The sequence below is a fragment of the Pseudoalteromonas sp. MSK9-3 genome, from assembly GCF_003590335.1.
Classification (GTDB): domain Bacteria; phylum Pseudomonadota; class Gammaproteobacteria; order Enterobacterales; family Alteromonadaceae; genus Pseudoalteromonas.
In genome coordinates this window covers 11,252-30,752 of sequence record NZ_MIET01000036.1, presented here as the reverse complement: position 1 = coordinate 30,752, position 19,501 = coordinate 11,252, and the positions used below count along the sequence as shown (strand labels likewise).

4 protein-coding genes are annotated in these 19,501 nt (G+C 41.2%); all 4 read left to right on the top strand.

What is annotated here, in order from left to right; genetic code table 11:
• The first annotated feature begins 14 nt into the window (after positions 1-14).
• Genes BGP78_RS17290 through BGP78_RS17275 form a run of 4 tightly spaced genes read left to right on the top strand, consistent with a single transcriptional unit; the run spans position 15 to position 19,450 of the window.
• Positions 15-6,719, top strand: a complete 6,705-nt coding sequence (locus BGP78_RS17290; protein WP_119862554.1) for a non-ribosomal peptide synthetase — start codon at positions 15-17, stop codon at positions 6,717-6,719.
• Position 6,720: 1 nt separating this feature from the next.
• Positions 6,721-14,787: a non-ribosomal peptide synthetase/type I polyketide synthase gene (locus BGP78_RS17285; protein ID WP_119862553.1), complete on the top strand. Its 8,067-nt coding sequence runs from the start codon at positions 6,721-6,723 to the stop codon at positions 14,785-14,787.
• Entirely contained in the window at positions 14,787-18,452 is a 3,666-nt protein-coding gene (locus BGP78_RS17280) for a condensation domain-containing protein (protein WP_119862552.1), read from the top strand. Before BGP78_RS17285 ends, BGP78_RS17280 begins: the two co-directional genes overlap by 1 nt.
• Positions 18,449-19,450, top strand: coding sequence for a TauD/TfdA family dioxygenase (locus BGP78_RS17275; protein ID WP_119862551.1), 1,002 nt, complete (start codon positions 18,449-18,451; stop codon positions 19,448-19,450). The genes BGP78_RS17280 and BGP78_RS17275 overlap by 4 nt, the downstream gene beginning before the upstream one ends.
• The last annotated feature ends 51 nt before the right edge of the window (positions 19,451-19,501 follow it).

Genomic DNA, 19,501 nt, shown 5'->3' with positions numbered 1-19,501 from the left:
AGAGCAATTTAGTTATGAATATTAGTACCTTTTTAGATTATTGTCTGAATAATCAAGTGATGTTGAGCGTTGATAACAACCAGTTGAAAGTCAATGCACCAAAAGATGTCTTGCAACTAGAGCAAGTAAATTTCATTAAGGAAAATAAGTCAAAGATCATAGAAATATTGTCGGGACTAGAATTACAAAATGAAAAATCTGTAATGTTCTCTCAGCCCGTTGATGATGGCACTATTATTTCAAAAGGTCAGCGTCAGATGTGGCTGTTAGATCAGGTCACACCTGGTCAACCTTATTGCTTTTTCCGTATTTTGCGCCTGGACGGTCGGTTGGATTTTAAAGCATTAAATGAGGCTTTTGCGGTGCTTATTCAACGTCATAAACAATTGCGAACGACTTACCAAGAAAAAGATGGCGTGATAGCGTCAGTATGTTTGGACGATTATTCATTTGCTGTTGAATCTAGTGTGATTCATATAAATAACAATAGCCAAGCAGCGTTAGATACGCTGATTGCTAACTTCCAAGCTCATGAATTTGATCTGGCATCAGATGTGATGCTTAAAGCGCATGTTGCCAGTAAAGGCGATACGGAGCATTACCTATTCATTAAATGCCATCATATTGCAACAGATGGGTGGTCATTAGAACTTATTAACCAAGAACTGAATGTTATTTATAGTGCGCTGGAGTCTGGAAAAACATACAGTTTACCAAGCTTACAGCATGAGTATGGGCATTTTAGTCAATGGCAAAATTATTACCTTAACCACCCGTCTGCTGATGCAGATCGAGCATTTTGGTCTACTTACTTGAATGATGTGTCTGGGCCGTTAAATTTGAGTTGTATGACTAAAGAGGCTAATGCTTCCCTGATTGCCGAGACAATGAGTACTACATTAGATGAGCAGTTAATTTGCAAATTGAAAAAAATGTGTAGTAAGTACAATATGACTATGTATACGTTGTTTCAGTTTGCTTTTACGGTGTTGCTATCAAGGTATAGTCAGCAGCAAGATGTGGTTATTGGGACGCCAGTGGCGAATCGTGATGATGCACAACTACAGTCATTGGTTGGTTACTTTGTTAATACGCTGCCAATTAGGTTTCAAGTGGATGGTCACGTATCTTTTTCAAATAATATGCAGCGTTATCAAGATATGCTGAGTGAGGTTATGGAACATAAAGACCTGCCTCTTAATGATATTGTAAATACTGCGTCCATATCAGGAGATTTAGTGTCGCAAACTTTGTTTACTTACTCAGCATTTGAGTCGAGTATAACGACTCTAGGTCGTATGAACATCGATATTTTAGAGCCGAATTATAAAAAGACAGATATAGAACTACATTTAAATTGTATTGAAAATCGTGGTGAAGTTATTTGCCAGTGGCATTATGCAAACACGCTATTTGAACCTTGTTTCATACAGGGTATGTCTGCGCACTTTGTCACTATGTTACAAGGGATTGTAGATATTGAATCGAGCGAACAGCCGTTATCACAGATAGCATTACTGTCTGATGATGAAATGAATCATCTAATATATGCACACAACGATACTGAAATGGATTATCCGAAGGACAAGTGTATTCATGAATTATTTGAGCAGCATGCACAGGATAATCCGGATAATATTGCGGCGATATTTGACAATGAGACTTTGACTTACAGGGAGCTTAATGAACGGGCAAATCAATTGGCACACTACTTAGTTGAGCAGCAGGGAGTGACCCCTGATACATTGATTGGGTTATGTGTTGAGCGTTCACTAGAGATGATAATAGGGATACTGGGAATACTTAAAGCTGGTGGTGCGTATGTACCATTAGACCCTAGCTATCCGAAAGAGCGGTTAGACTATATGGTAGAAGATGCGGGACTGACAATAATAGTGAGTCATGCACAAGTGAGTGAAGTATTAAGCGGTTACGCAACTCAAGTTATTCATCTTGATGATAAATCTTCTTATAAAGACCAGAGTATCAAAAATATAGCGAAATCATCACTCGCGCTGACGTCATCTCATTTAGCATATGTGATATATACTTCAGGCTCGACAGGTCGACCTAAAGGGGTGTTACTACAGCATCAAGGTGCGGTTAATTTATCCTTGAATCAAGCGATGTTGTTCGGTGTATCTTCCAACAGTAGGGTGCTGCATTTTGCGTCGATTAGTTTTGACGCTGCGACTTGGGAGTGGTTGATGGCACTGAATTTTGGTGCGGCGCTCGTGATAGCAAATCAAGAGATGCGACTAAACAGTGAGCTCCTGCTTGAATTTATATTTGAGCAGAAAATTACGCATGCTACGTTACCCCCTGCATTTTTGATGTCGAGCCAATTTCGACGTGATCTATCATTAAAAGCACTGATTGTCGCCGGAGAGCAATGTGCTGATGATATCATTAATACTTGGGGTAAAAGCTATCGGCTATTTAATGCCTATGGCCCCTCTGAAGCCTCAGTATGCGCGACAGTAGGGGAGCTAAAGGGATCTCATATTCACATTGGTAATAATTTACGTAATGTCAGTTTGTTTGTACTGGATCATGAGAAAGAGTTGACTCCCAAGGGGATTGTGGGTGAGTTATATATAGGAGGAGATGGGCTAGCCCGAGGGTACCTTAATCGTCCAGAGTTGACATCAAAGAGCTTTATCGACAATCCGTATTACGATCAGGGTAAACCGAATAGCTCGGAACGATTATACCGAACTGGAGATTTAGTACGTTACTTATCTGACGATAATTTGGAGTTTATAGGCCGTGTTGATGATCAGGTGAAGATACGAGGCTTTAGAGTAGAGTTGGGAGAAGTTGAAACTCTGTTATCGGCGCATTCTGGGGTAGATTCAGCGTTGGTAATGGCGAAGGCGTTGGCGGGCAGTCAGCAGCTAGTTGGGTATATTAAGTCAAGTGCTGAGCTTGATGATACCGAGCGCTTAGAGTTAGTCACACAGTTAAAACAAAGCCTATTAACGCAATTACCGGATTATATGATACCTACGGTGATCATGGTGGTTGGTGAGTGGCCATTGACACTCAATGGCAAAATAGACAAAAAAGCACTGCCATCAATAGACAGCCACTTCTTATTAACGACGTATCAAGCTCCTGAGAGCGATGTTGAGCATGCATTGGTGGATACCATTGCTAATGAGCTAAAATTAGAGGCCAATAATGTCAGTGTGACAAGTGGTTTTTATGAATTAGGCGGGCATTCGTTATTGGCATTAAAAGTTCAATCAAAACTTAAGCGGGCGGGGTACTTCTTAAATATAAGCGATATTTTGTTGCCGATTTCTTTGCAAGCGTTAGCGAATAAAATGCGAAGGTATGATGATCAAGTTGAGTGCTTCGTTCCACCAAAAAATACAATCGATTCATCGGGAAATGCTATAACGGTAGAGCAGTTGAACATGGTCGAACTTTCAGAATCTCAGCTTTCTCAATTGATTAGTAAGGTACCTGGGGGGATGGGTAACGTTAGTGATATTTATTCACTTAGTCCGTTACAAGAGGGTATGCTTTTCCACCATATTATGGATAAAGAAGAAGACTTATACCTTTCATCGTTTACCTTACAATTGCATGATAAAGCGGTACTCGAGCGGTTTATTGATGCAATGAGGGCGCTGGTAAACCGACATGATACATTGAGAACTACTTTTTTCTGGGAAGACTTACCAGAACCAACTCAAGTTGTGTTGAAAGAATGTGAGCTTGAAATCAGACATTTAACGCTGGATGAATATGACTCTATTGAAGCTGGTCGTGCACAATTAGAAAGTTACCTCGAATCCAGAATGTGCTTGCAAGAAGGATCACTGCTTAAACTGAAAGTGGGTAAATGTGAGGAAAAAGCGGAATATATCGTATTGGTTGAGCACCATCATTTAATCATTGATCATATCGGTTTAGATATTTTAGTTGAAGAGTTAACCGCGATTATGGGGCAACAAAGTGAACTGCTGCTTTCGCCCACCCCATATCGGAACGTTGTTGCCTATGCAAAGATGAAAAACAGTGAAAACCAAGGGGTGACATATTTCCAAGATAAACTGGCAGGTTTAGAAGATAAGACAGAGTTATTTAGTTCAAAAATAGAGGGTGACGAACAAACGTTTAGTAAAAATGTAAAACCTTCTACAGCAACCATGCTGCGTAATGTATCAAAGCGTATTGGGCAAAATGTTTCATCGATTTTGCATACGGCTTGGTCTTTAGTGGCATCGCAATGTACGAATAACACTGATATTGCGTTTGGTACGGTATTGTCCGGTAGGCTAAACAATTATGCCAGCAGCCAAAGAACAATGGGCATGGCCATTAATACTCTGCCACTTCGAGTATCCGTTGCCGGACAAAATGTTAAAGACGTTGTAGAACAAGTTTCGGTCAACCTGCAGGAACTGATTGAAGTTGAGCAAACGCCATTATCGTCTGTACTTAACCTAACGCCTTTAGGTTCAGGGTTATTTAACTCAGTCTTAAACTATCGTCATTCTCATGAGATGCAAGGCGAGAATGAGATCATTAGTGGATGCAACATATTAGGGGCACAAGAAAGAAATAACTATGCTGTATTCATTAATATTGATGACTATGATGCATCTGGTGGCTTTAATATTTCAATTCAAACAGCCAATGGTACCAGTGCTGAAATGTTGCATGACTATTTTATACATGCACTGACCGGTCTATTACTAAGCTTAGAAGCTGAGCAAAATGTGCCTCTGACTGCAATATCGATTTTACCGAAAAATGAAGTGGAACACCTAACGCATACGCTGAACGAGACGCACAGTGATTACGCAAAAGATATGTGTATCCATGAATTGTTTGAAGAACAAGTGAGAGCCAACCCTAGCCATATTGCAGTGGTGTTTGAGGGCATTAAATTTACTTATAATGAGTTGAATGAAAAAGCCAATCAATTAGCACATGCTTTAGTCACTGATCATCAAGTTACACCCGACACTCTAATTGGGTTGAGTGTTGAACGATCATTGGAAATGGTGGTTGGGGTGTTGGCTATTTTAAAAGCGGGTGGGGCGTATGTGCCGCTTGATCCAAGTTACCCGTTAGAACGCTTAAAGTTTATGGTTGAGGATGCTGATGTCCATTTGATATTGACTCAATCGGCTTTTAGCGCGCTTCACCGAGAGTTTAGCGCACAAGTGATTGAAATTGATGACTTGTGTACTACACAGGCTAGCGAAAATTCAATGTTTGGCCATTTACCAGTAAACAATTTGAATCGCAAAGCCCAAGCGTTAACGTCAAACCACTTGGCATATGTTATTTATACATCAGGATCAACTGGCAAACCAAAAGGTGTATTAGTTGAGCATCGAGGTGTTGTTAATTATTTATGTCATGCGAAGAAATATTGGCAGCCGGGCCATAAAGGGGCTGTAGTGAGCTCTCCACTGAGCTTTGATGCAACGGTGACAAGTTTATTAACACCGTTAGTATCGGGTAAAGAGCTGGTGGTTTTGCCTGAGGACATGCTGCGCACCTTCGAGTTGTTATCTTGGTACCTATTTGAGCAAGGCGATAGTTGGATGTTTAAAATAACGCCAACGCATTTAGATGGTTTATTCCCATTTTTCACCAATGAGACACCATGTCTGCATGCACATAGCATTGTGATTGGTGGTGAACAGCTAACAACAGCCATAGTAAACAAATGGCAAGGTGAATGCCTACCAAATACGACATATATTAATGAATATGGACCAACGGAAACGGTGGTTGGTTGTACAACTTATTCCGTCAGTGATGTACGTGATTTGGCACAGTGTAGTGCGAGTGTATTAATAGGTCGACCAATAAAAAATACTCAGCTCTACGTGCTTAATAACGGTATTCAAGCACCTATCGGTGTTATAGGTGAATTATGCATTGCGGGTGACGGGGTGACACGAGGTTATCTGAATCGCTCAGATTTGACAGAAGAAAAGTTCACCACTTTTACAACTGAATCTGGTAAATCGGAACGTATTTATCGAAGTGGGGATATGGTTCGGTATATATCAGATGGCAATTTAGAATTTATTTGTCGAGCAGATGACCAAGTGAAAATACGTGGTTTTAGAATTGAAATCGGTGAAGTTGAAGCACAGCTTGCGCAATTAGAGTGGGTTGATTCAGCTTTCGCAATGATGCAATACGTGGATGGGCAACCGCTATTGAGTGGGTATGTAAAACTGCATAGCCATATGCAGGGGGATGTGTTAACTGATGATTATGCCTCCCAGATTAAGTCTGCGTTGATGCAACGTTTACCAGATTATATGGTGCCGAACGCAATTGTGATTGTGGATGAGTGGCCATTAACACCCAATGGTAAAGTAGATAAAAAAGCGCTACCCGAACCACAAGGGAGTCCACACGAAGGTATATATACGGCACCAGAAACAGACACTGAGAAAGCGCTTGTCGCGATTTGGGCAGAGTTACTTAACTTAGAGACGAGTAAAATTAGCACAACAGCAAGCTTTTTTGACTTAGGAGGCCATTCATTGTTGATGGTTCGACTATTTAGTCATATTCAAAGCGAATTCGGCTTGTCGTTAGATTTAAAAGTACTGTATGACACGCCTTATATAAAAGAATTGGCACAGCTGTGTGATGTGATAATAACAAAACAACAATTAAAAGAACGTTTAACGCAACGTGTTGAAAGTGAAATGGAAGAGGTCGAGTTTTAAAATGAATGCAAAAAATATAATTAATACATTAGCGATGTCGGATATTGATCTTTATTTAGACGATAATAATCAACTTAAAGCAAAAGCGCCAAAAGGGGCTATCACCAGTGAGCTGCGTGATTTAATCAAAAATAACAAGGCAGTTTTGGTTGATTACCTTATACAATTGGCTGAGATGTACAGTGAACAAACTGAGGTTGACCAGATCAAGGCGTTTGACCGACCGACGGGCAAAGCAAAGGTGTCATTTGCTCAGCAACGCTTGTGGTTTATTGATAACCTTCAAAGTGGATCGCCAGAATATAATATGCCAATGGCTTTCGATGTCAAAGGAACGCTTGATAACACGCTGCTAAATGCTGTGTTCAGTACCATTATCGAACGACATGAAGTGCTACGTACTGTCTACCTTAAAGAAGACGGACAAATATTACAGCAAGTTCAGAATATGGCTGAGGCGAGTTTTAGTATTCAGCAAGAAGATTTAACCCATCTCACGGGTGAGACTCAAGATCACGCGATACAAGCACTTATTGATGCAGATATTACGACACCATTCAATCTTGAAAGTGACTTAATGCTACGAGTCTGTTATTTGAAGAAAACAGAGCAATCCGGGGTATTACTATTTAATATGCACCATATTGCTTCAGATGGCTGGTCAGTAGAGGTGTTAACAAAAGAGTTTTTGACTCTGTATCATGCTTACTATTTAAATCAAGATAACCCATTACCAGCGCTTGATATTCAATATGCCGATTATGCTCAGTGGCAGCGTGAATACCTAGAAGGAGAGGTGTTAGAAAAGCAGTTAGGGTATTGGGAAAAGCAGCTAGATGAGGTTCCTGCGGTTCATTCATTACCGCTTGATCACGCTCGTCCAGTTAATAAACAGCAAGCGGCATCGGTGGTAAGAGGCGCATTACCGAGTCATATTGCAAAGCAGCTTATGTCTGTCGCTCAAGACTATCAGTTGACGCCATTCATGCTATTGCATGGCGCACTTTCTTTATTACTGTCTCGCCATAGTAATACCCATGATATTGTGATCGGCACACCAGTCGCCAATAGGTTGCAAACACAATTGGAGCCTTTGATTGGCTTCTTTGTTAATACGTTAGTACTCAGGGCTAGTACTGAACATAATTCACTGACTGACTTCTTTTCACACATTAAGCAGGTGCACCTAGATGCACAATCAAATCAGGACGTGCCTTTTGAACAGTTGATCGATCATATTAAAGTCCCAAGGAGTAAAGCATATAATCCGCTGTTTCAGATAATGATGACCACGAGTACCAGCTATGGTATCGATGGTGAAAATGGCATTGATTCATTTCAATTGCCTAATGTGGAGTTAAGCGCCAATGCGTCTGATCTTATTCAGGTCAAATTTGACCTCGATATTGACTTAAATATCAGTGATGAGGGCGTTGGGCTGCGATGGACATATGATGTTAGCTTATTTACAGAGCAACATATTAAAGAGTTGAATGAGCATCTGTGCACGTTATTAACAGGGTTGAGCCAAACTCCATCAACTCAATCACCACAGACAGTGCCTATGCTATCAGCAGCGCAAACGCGCCATTTGATACATGATTTAAATGACAATGAAATGAACTACTCAACAGGTAAATGTATTCATGAATTGTTTGAACACCAGGCGCAAGAGAACCCAGAGAATATTGCTGTTGTGTTTGAGGACCAGCAATTAACGTATAAACAATTGAACGAAAAAGCGAATCAATTGGCGCATTATATCCACGCTAATCATAGTATAACACCTGACACTTTCATTGGTTTATGTGCTGAACGCTCGGTTGAAATGGTCATTGGTATTCTGGGAGTTTTAAAAGCTGGTGGTGCTTATGTGCCGTTAGATCCTGACTATCCTCAATCACGTTTGAATTACATGCTGGAAGATGCCCAATTAAACTTAGTATTGTGTCAATCTCAAGTGCAGGATGTGTTATCCGATTTTCAAGGGACGATTGTATCATTGGATAATTTGGGAGAAGTTGAAGCTGCTCATGTTACGCATGTATTCACGCAATACCCGAAAGAAAACATGTTACCAAGCACGATAAATTTAACCGCATCTAATTTGGCATATGTTATTTACACGTCAGGTTCAACAGGTCAGCCTAAAGGGGTCATGATTGAACATGAATCACTGGTCTATTCGACTGAATGCCGATATGAAACATACCCTGAGTTCACGAGCTTTTTGCTGATTTCCTCGATGTCATTTGATAGTTCAGTTGCAGGTATTTTTTCCACTTTATGTGGCGGTGCAAAGCTATGTTTACTGAGCACACATAGCAAGGGTGATACCTCATATATTGTAAACCAACTAAAAACACATGAAATCAGTCATCTATTGATGGTGCCGAGCTTCTACGACTTGATACTTAATGAAGTCGACAGTACCACACTACCAGCATTGAAAGGGGCAATTGTTGCCGGGGAAAGTTGTTCAAAGAATGTGGTTGAAAAGCATTACCAAAAGTTTGCTAATCAACAAGTTGTGTTATTTAACGAATATGGTCCAACGGAAGCGACGGTGTGGAGTACGGTTGCATCGCTCAACTGCCGTGATGATGTCAGTATTGGTAAAGCTCTGCCAGGTAAATCATTATTTGTCATGCACAATAATATGCTGGTGCCATATGGTGGTATCGGCGAACTTCATATTGGCGGAAATGGATTAGCACGTGGTTATCTAAATCGCCCTGATTTGACAGCCGAACGCTTCATTACTAACCCGTTTTACGATGAAAACACCACAAATAGCTCAACTCATTTATATAAAACGGGGGATTTAGTACGCTATTTGCCAGACGGCAACCTTGAATTTATAGGCCGTTCTGACGATCAGGTGAAAGTCCGGGGCTTTAGAATCGAGCTTGGCGAGGTTGAAGCACAATTAGAAAAGTTAGCACTGGTGAATTCAGCACTTGTCACAACACATAAAGTGGCAGGTTCACAGCAATTAGTGGGCTATGTTAAAGCACAGCACGATACAAAAACAGATCAGCGGGATATATTGGTTGCTGACATTAAAGTGGCATTAGGAAAACAGCTCCCAGACTATATGGTACCGAGCTTCCTTATCTTGGTGGATGAATGGCCTTTAACTGCCAATGGTAAAATGGATAAAAGTGCATTGCCATATCCAGGGGATGTTGTGCGTAATGAGGTTTTTGTTAGCGCTAAAAATGATATAGAAAAAACACTAATGGCTATTTGGTGTGAGTTACTAGAGCTAGAAAAAGTGTCAACGAATAGTAATTTCTTTGAAATTGGTGGCAACTCTTTATTGAGTATTACTTTGCAAAAAGTCATACAGGAACGTTTGGACTTAGAAGTTGAGCTCACTGATATATTTGAATATCCAACGATACACAGTTTATCGCAATTCTTATCAGATGATGGCGCAGCAGAAGAGGAAGCGTTACTGTCTAAATCAGCAAGAACAGCTGAGTTAGGCAATACCGATATAGCTGTCATTGGTATGGCAGGGCGATTCCCAGGGGCTGATAATGTCGATAAATTTTGGGAAAATATTCGCTCAGGAGAAGAATCAATACAGTTTTTCAGTGATGAAGAATTAAAGGCTGCGGGCGTTGATCCTCTCGTACTTCAAGATCCACATTACGTGAAATCGATGGACGTGTTAGATAATATTGCCGATTTTGATGCGAAACATTTTGACTTTACACCACGAGAGGCTGAGTTATTAGATCCGCAGCACCGACTTATGCTGGAAGTTGCTTCTGATGCGTTAGAACACTCAGGGTATGGAGACAGGTCACAGCCGAAGGATGTGGGTGTCTTTGTTGGTGTGACGGACAGTGCCTATTTAATCGAGAATCTAATTTCCAACCCAGATGTAGTTGGTGGAGCAGCGCAGAGCCTGGTTTCTAGCACGAGTGCAGGCTTCTTAGCCACAAAATTGTCATATAAATTGAACTTAACGGGGCCGAGTTTAAATGTATTATCAGCTTGCTCCTCTTCACTGGTTAATGTACATCAAGCATGTAATAGCTTACTGCTTAATGAGTGTGATATGGCATTGGCTGGTGGTGCGCGCTTAGCGTCATTAAAACCAGATGGTTACTCTTATGTTGAAGGGGGCGTAAATTCATCTGATGGGCATTGTCGACCTTTTGATGTGAATGCATCGGGTACTCGCGGTGGCAGTGGTGGGTGCGTACTTTTACTGAAACGCTTAGATAAAGCACTGGCAGATCAAGATACGATTCATGCTGTGATCAAAGGGACCGCAGTAAATAATGATGCGGCTCAGAAAGTTGGCTATATGGCGCCGAGCATTTCGGGACAAACGGCGGTAATTAAAAAGGCGATGGACAATGCCAATGTTGATGCAGAGTCAATTCAGTATCTTGAAGCGCATGGAACAGGGACTAAAATAGGTGACCCTATTGAAGTTAAGGCTTTGCAAAAAGCCTATAAAACACAACAGAAAAGTTATTGTGCATTGGGGTCAGTAAAGGCGAATATTGGTCACTTAGATGTTGCTGCAGGTACTGCTGGCATGATTAAAGTGGTTGAAGCAATGAAAAATAAGCTGATCCCACCTAGCATTAACTTTACACAAAGTAATACTCAGATAAATTTTGAGAAGACACCTTTTTATATTAACAAGGACTTGAAAACGTGGGAATGTGAAGAGAATGCAGTAAGACGCGCTGGTATTAGCTCTTTTGGAATTGGAGGCACAAATGCGCATGTGATTATGGAGCAGGCCCCAGAGGTTGCACCGAGTACCTCACCACGAGATACCTGGCTGATACCTATTTCGGCAAAATCTCCTACGGCAGTCAAAACGGCATGTCACAATTTAGTCCATCATTTAGAGCAGCAAGCAGAGCGTAGTGTGAGTATGCACGACATTGCATACACATTGCAGGTTGGCAGAACACAGTATGAATACAGTACTCATGTGTCTTGTCAGTCGATAGAGGATGCAATTAGTCAATTAAAAGACAATCCAAAGGTTGTGAGAAATGAAGGTGACAACCGCTCAATTATATTCATGTTTCCTGGACAAGGGTCGCAATATGTAGATATGGCGAAGCAACTTTATATCAATGAGCCAACGTTTAAAGCACAATTTGACCAATGTGCACAGCGCTTAGCATTATTATCAGGAGAATCTTTAGAAGCGATTATTTATCCGAGTGAGAATGGTTCAGTGGCCACGGATATGGCGCAGACTTTATTAAATCAAACGCATATCACTCAACCCGCGTTATTTACAATCGAGTATAGCTTGGCGAAGCTACTACAGTCTTGGGGTATCGAACCCGATGCGATGATAGGACATAGTATCGGGGAATATGTTGCAGCGTGCTTGGCGGGTGTATTTTCACTTGATGATGCGTTGAAGTTGGTGAGTGCAAGAGGGCAGCTCATGCAACAAGCTGCGCCAGGCAGCATGTTATCCATATCGATGGCTGCAGAGCATTTACGTCCGCTGCTGGTTATGACTGGCACATGTATGGCCGGAGTAAATTCTGCTAATAACTGTGTTGCATCGGGTAGCAAAGAAGATTTGACACATTTAGAGAAACTACTGGATGAGCGCGATATTAGCTATCGCCCATTACATACTTCGCACGCATTTCATTCAAAAATGATGGATGTCATTTTAGATGAGTTCTTACAAGTGATTAAAGGTGTAGCGTTGCACGCACCCGTCATGCGTTATGTGTCAAACCTTACGGGTCAGTTTATTACGGCCGACCAAGCTCAGGATCCGCATTATTGGGCAAATCACTTAAGAGGCACAGTACTATTTGCGGATGGAATTGAGACGATTTTGTCTGACGATGAAGATTTATGTTCTGCGAAGGTCATGATTGAAGTTGGACCTGGTAGAAGTTTATCTACATTAGCGCGCAAGAGCGCACAGGCGCGGGAACATGTCATCGTAAACACGACACGACATCCGAATGAGTCGACTTGTGATGTCGTTAACCTACAAGATACGATAGGCAAACTGTGGAGTAATGGTATTAATGTTAATTGGGATGCATTCAATTTGGGTCAGCGCGGACGTCGAGTCCCTTTACCTACCTACCCATTTGAAAAAACACGTTATTGGATAGAGGCGGGAAGCGTATTACCAACTACCCGAGTTAGCAATCCGAATGCCAAACTACCTTCAGATACGTGGTGGTCAGTGCCGACATGGAAACAAAAAGCGGCGGTTAAACAGGGGAAAATGCAGCTCGATACAGCATTAAAATCTTGGCTACTCATCATGGATGCTGAAGGCGTTGCAGAGCAGCTATCGGCACATTTACATGCACTCGGTCATACGGTGGTATGCGCGTATCCGAGTGATAAATTCAGTTACCTTGGTGAGAACAATTACACTTTTGATATGAGCCAAGAGGCGGAGCATTACACATTACTTGATGCCGTGAATACGCGTACTCCGCTGACTCGTTTAGTACACCTAACGAGCATATCGTCTGGTGCGCAGAACCCTTCAGATGATATGGATAGTTTTTGGAGTACGCAGAAAAACGGGGCCTTAAGTGCTTTGTATTTTATGAAGGCAATAGTTAAAGCCGACCTGAGTACTGATATTGCGGTGGATTGTATTACCAATGAGATTGAAAGTGTAACTGGGGAGGAGTTGATAAACCCGGGGCAAGCAACCATTACCAGTTTATGTAAGGTGGCGCCGCAAGAATACCCTGATCTATCATGTCGTCATATTGATATTCAACTGCAACCACATCGGGGTGATACGTATCTGACTCGTTTAGGTAAGAGGCTATCTACTGAACTTATGTCAATACAGCGCAGTACAACGGCTGCATTGAGAGGCTCACAGTATTGGGAGAAGCAATATGAACAAACTCACATTGCAGCTGATGCGCCAGCGGCACATACGCTTAAAGATAATGGCGTCTATTTGATCACTGGTGGGTTGGGTAACATAGGTTTACTGCTCGCGGGGTATATTAGTAAAACGGTAAGCAACCCTAAATTAGTGCTCGTGGGTCGTTCGGAGTTTCCGCAACGGAGTGAGTGGAGGGGCTTAATACAAAGTCAACCAGAGTCAAAGGTCTGTGAGCGTATAAATCAGATTCAACAGATAGAATCGAGAGGGGCTCAAGTTTCAGTAATGGCTGCGGATTCAGCGGAATTGGCACAAATGGAAGCCGTATTCAATACGATTGAACGTGATTTTGGCGAGGTCAGCGGTATTATTCATGCTGCAGGTCAGCTACATGGGTCAATGACTGCTTTAGTTGAAACAACGGTGCAGGACTTTGAACAACAATATAGTTCAAAGGTCGCGGGTGTTATGGTACTGGACAAGTTATTGCGTAATCGAAGCGTCGACTTTTGCCTACTGATGTCTTCGTTGTCATCAGTGCTCGGTGGATTGGGTTTCAGTGCGTATGCAGCAGCAAATATTTATATGGATGCGTTTGTACAAAACAAACATATTCAAGAAGATGAGCGATGGATTAGTGTTAACTGGGATGGCTGGGACTTTTCAGGTGAAGCCGCGCATAATATCGGCTTTTCAATGACCCCCGAAGAAGGTGAGACAGCTTTTAGCCAGTTGCTTTCTATGTCGTACTATCCGCAATTAGTTCACTCAACCGGCGCGTTGGATAGTCGCTTAAAACAGTGGGTTGACAAAGCACCTAGCGAGTCACAACAAACGTTGTATGAACGACCTGAACTTGACAGTGATTATGTTGAACCAAGCAATGAGATAGAGCAAAAGTTGGTCGCTATCTGGCAAGATGTTTTGGGTATTGAACAAATAGGCATCGAAGATAACTTTTTTGACCTCGGAGGCGACTCTTTAGTTGTGACACGCGTAATTAGTGAAGTGAGGAAAACTTTTTCAGTCGGAGAGTCTGTTGTATCTATCTCGGAATTTTTTGAACAACCAGTGATTAAACAGTTAGCTAAAAAAGTGGCAATAGAGCTGGAAGATACTCAAGTTGAGAGTAAGAAAGCGCAATTATTAGAAGCGGGTAAAGCTGTAGAAGAAGGAACATTTTAATGAATTCACCACAACAAATTATCGCACATGCAGAAGCTTGTAATATTGTACTTTATCTCAAAGGTTCGCAGCTGGCTTATATTAGCGAGGAAGGCGAGTTTCCAGAAAGTTTAAAGTCATTGATAAGAAACAATAAAAATGAAATTAGCTCCTATTTACAAAAACAAGAGCAGGAGAAGCAGCAAGCACACGATAAAACACGCATTATGCCGGTTGATAAAAAAGCGGTACTGCCTTTGTCTTTTGCGCAGCAAGGACTCTGGTTCATAGATCAGCTAGAAGGGGGTAGTAGCCAATATAATATTCATGCTGCGTTTGGCTTAAAAGGCGACATTAACTTAGCGGCAGTACAATGGGCATTGAATGTATTAATCGAACGGCATGAAGTGCTGCGAACAGTGTATATTGAGAAAGAAGGTGAAGTGCGTCAATTGGTGCAGTCATTGCAGCATATGGAGTTGCCACTTATTGACTTGAGTGAATACTCAGAAATGGATCAGAGAGCCCAAGTACAGCAGTGGTCTGCCAAAGAGATGAACCAAGTCTTCAATTTACAATCTGATTTAATGTTGAAGGCAAAAGTACTGAAACGCTCTGATCACGACCATGTGTTGTTGTTTACGCTTCATCATATAGCGTCAGATGCATGGTCTCAGGCGGTTATGATTGGTGAATTTATTACCTTGTATGATAGCTATTGTAAAAAGCTGCCAAACACGTTGCCACCGATTGATATTCAATATTGTGACTACGCACATTGGCAACGGAACCATTATACAGATGAAAAGATCTCCGAGCAGTTGGTTTTTTGGAAGGAGATGTTAGCAGGTGCGCCGTATTGTCATTCCCTACCATTTGACCGGCCTAGAGAGCAGCATCAAAAATTTGCCGGTGACACATACTCATGGTTTATTGGTAATGAGACGATGAATGATTTGAAGTCGATAGCCAAAGCCAATCAGTCAACTTTGTTTATGTTGTTGTATAGTGCTTTTTCTGTGTTGATTGGGCGTTGGAGTCAGACTCGAGATGTGGTCATCGGGAGTCCAATTGCAGGTCGGGCTCATCCTCAAGTTGCGCCAATGATTGGCTATTTTATCAATAGCATGATGTACCGTAGTCAGTGGGAAGAAGGTGAGAGTTTCTCTTCTTTATTATCGAGAAATCGACAAAACACCTTATCGGCCTTTGATAATCAGGATATTCCGTTTGATTCATTAGTTGATAAATTAAAAATCCCTAGAGAACTTAGCCATAGTCCGTTATTTCAAATAATGTTCACATTGCAAAATACAGAACAATCAGAATTTAAGCTTGCTGACTTGGATACCTATCCGGTCATGGGTGAAAACTCGCTAACGAAATATGATCTTCAAATGGTCGCGGAGGAAGATGACGCGGGGATGTGGCTTAACTTAACCTATTCGACGGACTTATTTGATATACAGACAATCAAAGGGTTGTCTGAAAGCTTTGATTTGGTTTTAAAGCAGTTATCAAAAAGCGTGGATATGGATATAGAACATATTGCACTGTCTCCTAACGTTAAAGCTTTAAATAAGCAGAATTTAAATAGTGGCTTAGATTCAGTGAATGAACTGTTTGAGCAAGTGGCGCACTCGAAGCAGGAAGCAATTGCAATTCAAGATAACGATGAATTGATCAGTTATCAGCAGCTCAACGGCAAAGCCAATCGATTAGCAAGATACTTAATCGCCCAAGGCTTAATTAGCGGTCAAACGGTTGATGTCTGTTTAGAGCAGAATATTCAATGCTATGTGGTATTATTAGCTGTGTTAAAGGCCGGTGGGGTATATGCTTATCATGAACTAAAACAGTATGAAACACTGTCAGAGCAGCATAAGTGTTTACGCTCTGGTAATATGTTGATTCATGCAAATAAGCTTGCTAAGGCATGCAATAAAACGAGTTTAATTATAGATGAGTCTCTTTATGTTGAATATGACGACGATGATTTAGACTTTAGTGAAGTGATTTTGAGTGAGGGAGATCCTGCTATTGAAAGTGGCTGTGGCAATGGTACTCAGGTTAGTCATGGCTCGGTATGTGCGCAAATATTGAGACAACAAAAAAGTATGGCCCTGACTGATGAGTCTTCTTTGTTGATTTTACCCACTTCCTCAAGTCTGTGTGTCACAGAGTGGCTCAGTGGTCTAACGGCAGGTGCCAAATTAGTACTACATGATAATCAATATGCATTGAGAGATGTATTAATCTCTAAAGAAATCAGTCATGTGACGTTAACACCCTCTCTATTGGCAGAGTTGCCCTGTCGCAATGATTATAGTCTTGAACAGGTATCTGTGGTAGCTGAGCATGGGTGCCAAAACTTAGTGTGGCAGTGGAGCGCACTTTACCCCGTTAATACGGTACTCAATGTTGACATGGTGACTTACATTAGTGCTGGACAAGTCGTTACTGGAGAGCCCATAAATTTAGGCCATATTTGCGACAATGATCAGACTAAAGTTCTATACAAAAATGCAGCACCTGTACCACAGGGCGCTGTTGGGCATCTTTATACTTCGGGGGTATCAGGTAAAGGCTTGTATGATAGTGAATTACAGGTTCGGCAGCTGAACAATGGCACATTATCGATTATCGATTATAAAGATCGCAGTGTGACTCGTGAAAGTTTAGAGTTAGAAGCGGCAGTGTCATCAAACAAAGCGGTTCGTCAAGTTGTTGTGTATGAAGGTACTGTGTATGCAAGTTTCATTAATAATCATGACGATATGCAAGGGCAACTTAGTCGACTCGAAAAATTGGTTAAAGATGCTTCGCCTACTTATTTACGGCCTAAAAATTGTGTTGTTGTCGATCGTATGCCATTGCTTAGCAATGGAAAAATTGATAAAAAGAGACTGAGTGAGCAATCTGCTTTTTGGCAAAAAGAGATTAAAGGTTTTCCAACTCCCGAACATATTATGAGCAAAAGTCAGCATATTGGAGAGGGAATGCTCACGCGTGATTTTTTATTAGACAAACAAGTATCTATTGCATTAGAGACATTAGCATGTCAGTATAATGTTTCTACGGCCTCAGCTTTTTCAGTTATTTTTAATATGGCCTTAGCAATTCATTTAGAAAGTACATGTGTGTTAAACACCGTTTCCGGCTTGCCAATAGCTGGTTCATCGTCTGGTTTTATTTTTAATCAGTTTGATAACAGTGGCACTGTGCAAACTAATATGATTGAAACATTGGATAAGTTACATCATGATTTGGAAAATGGTTTTGTAGATCAAAAATGGATCACTCAGGAATATAATAAATTCCATCGAGTGACATTGAAAAACATATTTGACTACCGATTAGATTTCAATTTGAACAACTTAATAAAAGAGTCACAAGGCGATTTGACAGTAAATAAATGTCCAGTCAGTTTGTTAATTACGAATATAAATTCGCAATTAGTGAGTGGTGTTTGGTCGTTAAACGGCAGTACATTTAATCAAACAGAGCTTACAAAATTAGAAAAAGTGATTGAGCTGTTGATATTGGGTGAGCAGTCAAGTTTAACGTTAACTATGGTTAAAGCACAACTAGATCAACATGCTCGTAGTAAGTTACGTTCGGCTAAGCGTAAATTTAAGCCTGTGAAAAATAAAAAACAATTCCCAATTGAAGGAAACGTAGCATGAGTTTTAACAAGTGGCGAAACAAAAGCTCGGAAACGAAAACATCAAAGAGTTCGGTGGTTTCTAGGGTCTTTTTAGATGAGTCGCCGACTTTGCCAATCGTATATAAATGTCATGTACCTAACGTTGATTTACCAACATGGTACAATCAGAATGAGCAGCAGGTATTAAAGGATTTAGCTGATTTTGGTGCTGTACTGTTCAGAGGTTTTAATATTCATAGTGAAGAAGACTTTCAGGCATTTGTTGCCCAAGGTATTAAAGAGACAGCAAAATATGTGGAGGGGGCAACACCGAGAACTAAGCTCGCTAAAGGTGTGTATACTGCAACAGAATTCCCAGCAGACCAAGAGATCTCCTTACACAATGAGTTGTCATATGTTACTGAACCACCTAACAAATTAGCATTTTGTTGCTTAGATGCCCCTGATGAAGGGGGGCAAACCCAGTTAGTTGATGTTCGTAAAGTACTTAATCGCATTGGTAGTGAGATTGCATCCAAATTCGAAAAACGCGATGGCTGGTTGTTACGCAGAAACTATGGCAATGGATATGGCCCAAGCGTTGAGAAAGCATTCGGGATGGATGACATTGAAGAGATTAAGGCCTATGGAGAAAAAGTAGATCTTAAAGTTACTCAATTAGCAGCAGATAAAGTGGTAACCGAACAAGTGAGAAAGGCCGTGCATGCTCACCCTGTAAGCGGTGAAAATGTTTGGTTTAATCATATTTCGTTTTGGCATACAAATACGTTGTGCCCAGATGTTAAAGCGAGAATGCAAGAAGATTTATCGCTTGCTGAATTTCCATACTCTACGAGTTATGGTGATGGGAGTGCAATTGATGATGATACAGTGGAAGCGATCCGTCTGGCATATCTCAAAGAGGAAGTTAAATTTGACTGGGTTGCGGGAGACGTACTACTACTTGATAACTGGCTGGTCGCACACGGCAGGAAACCGTTTAAAGGGGACCGTAAAGTGTTGGTTGCGATGGGGTAACAGTGATGATGCGTTAATATCTCACGCATGAGAGGTTGACGCATTTTTTAT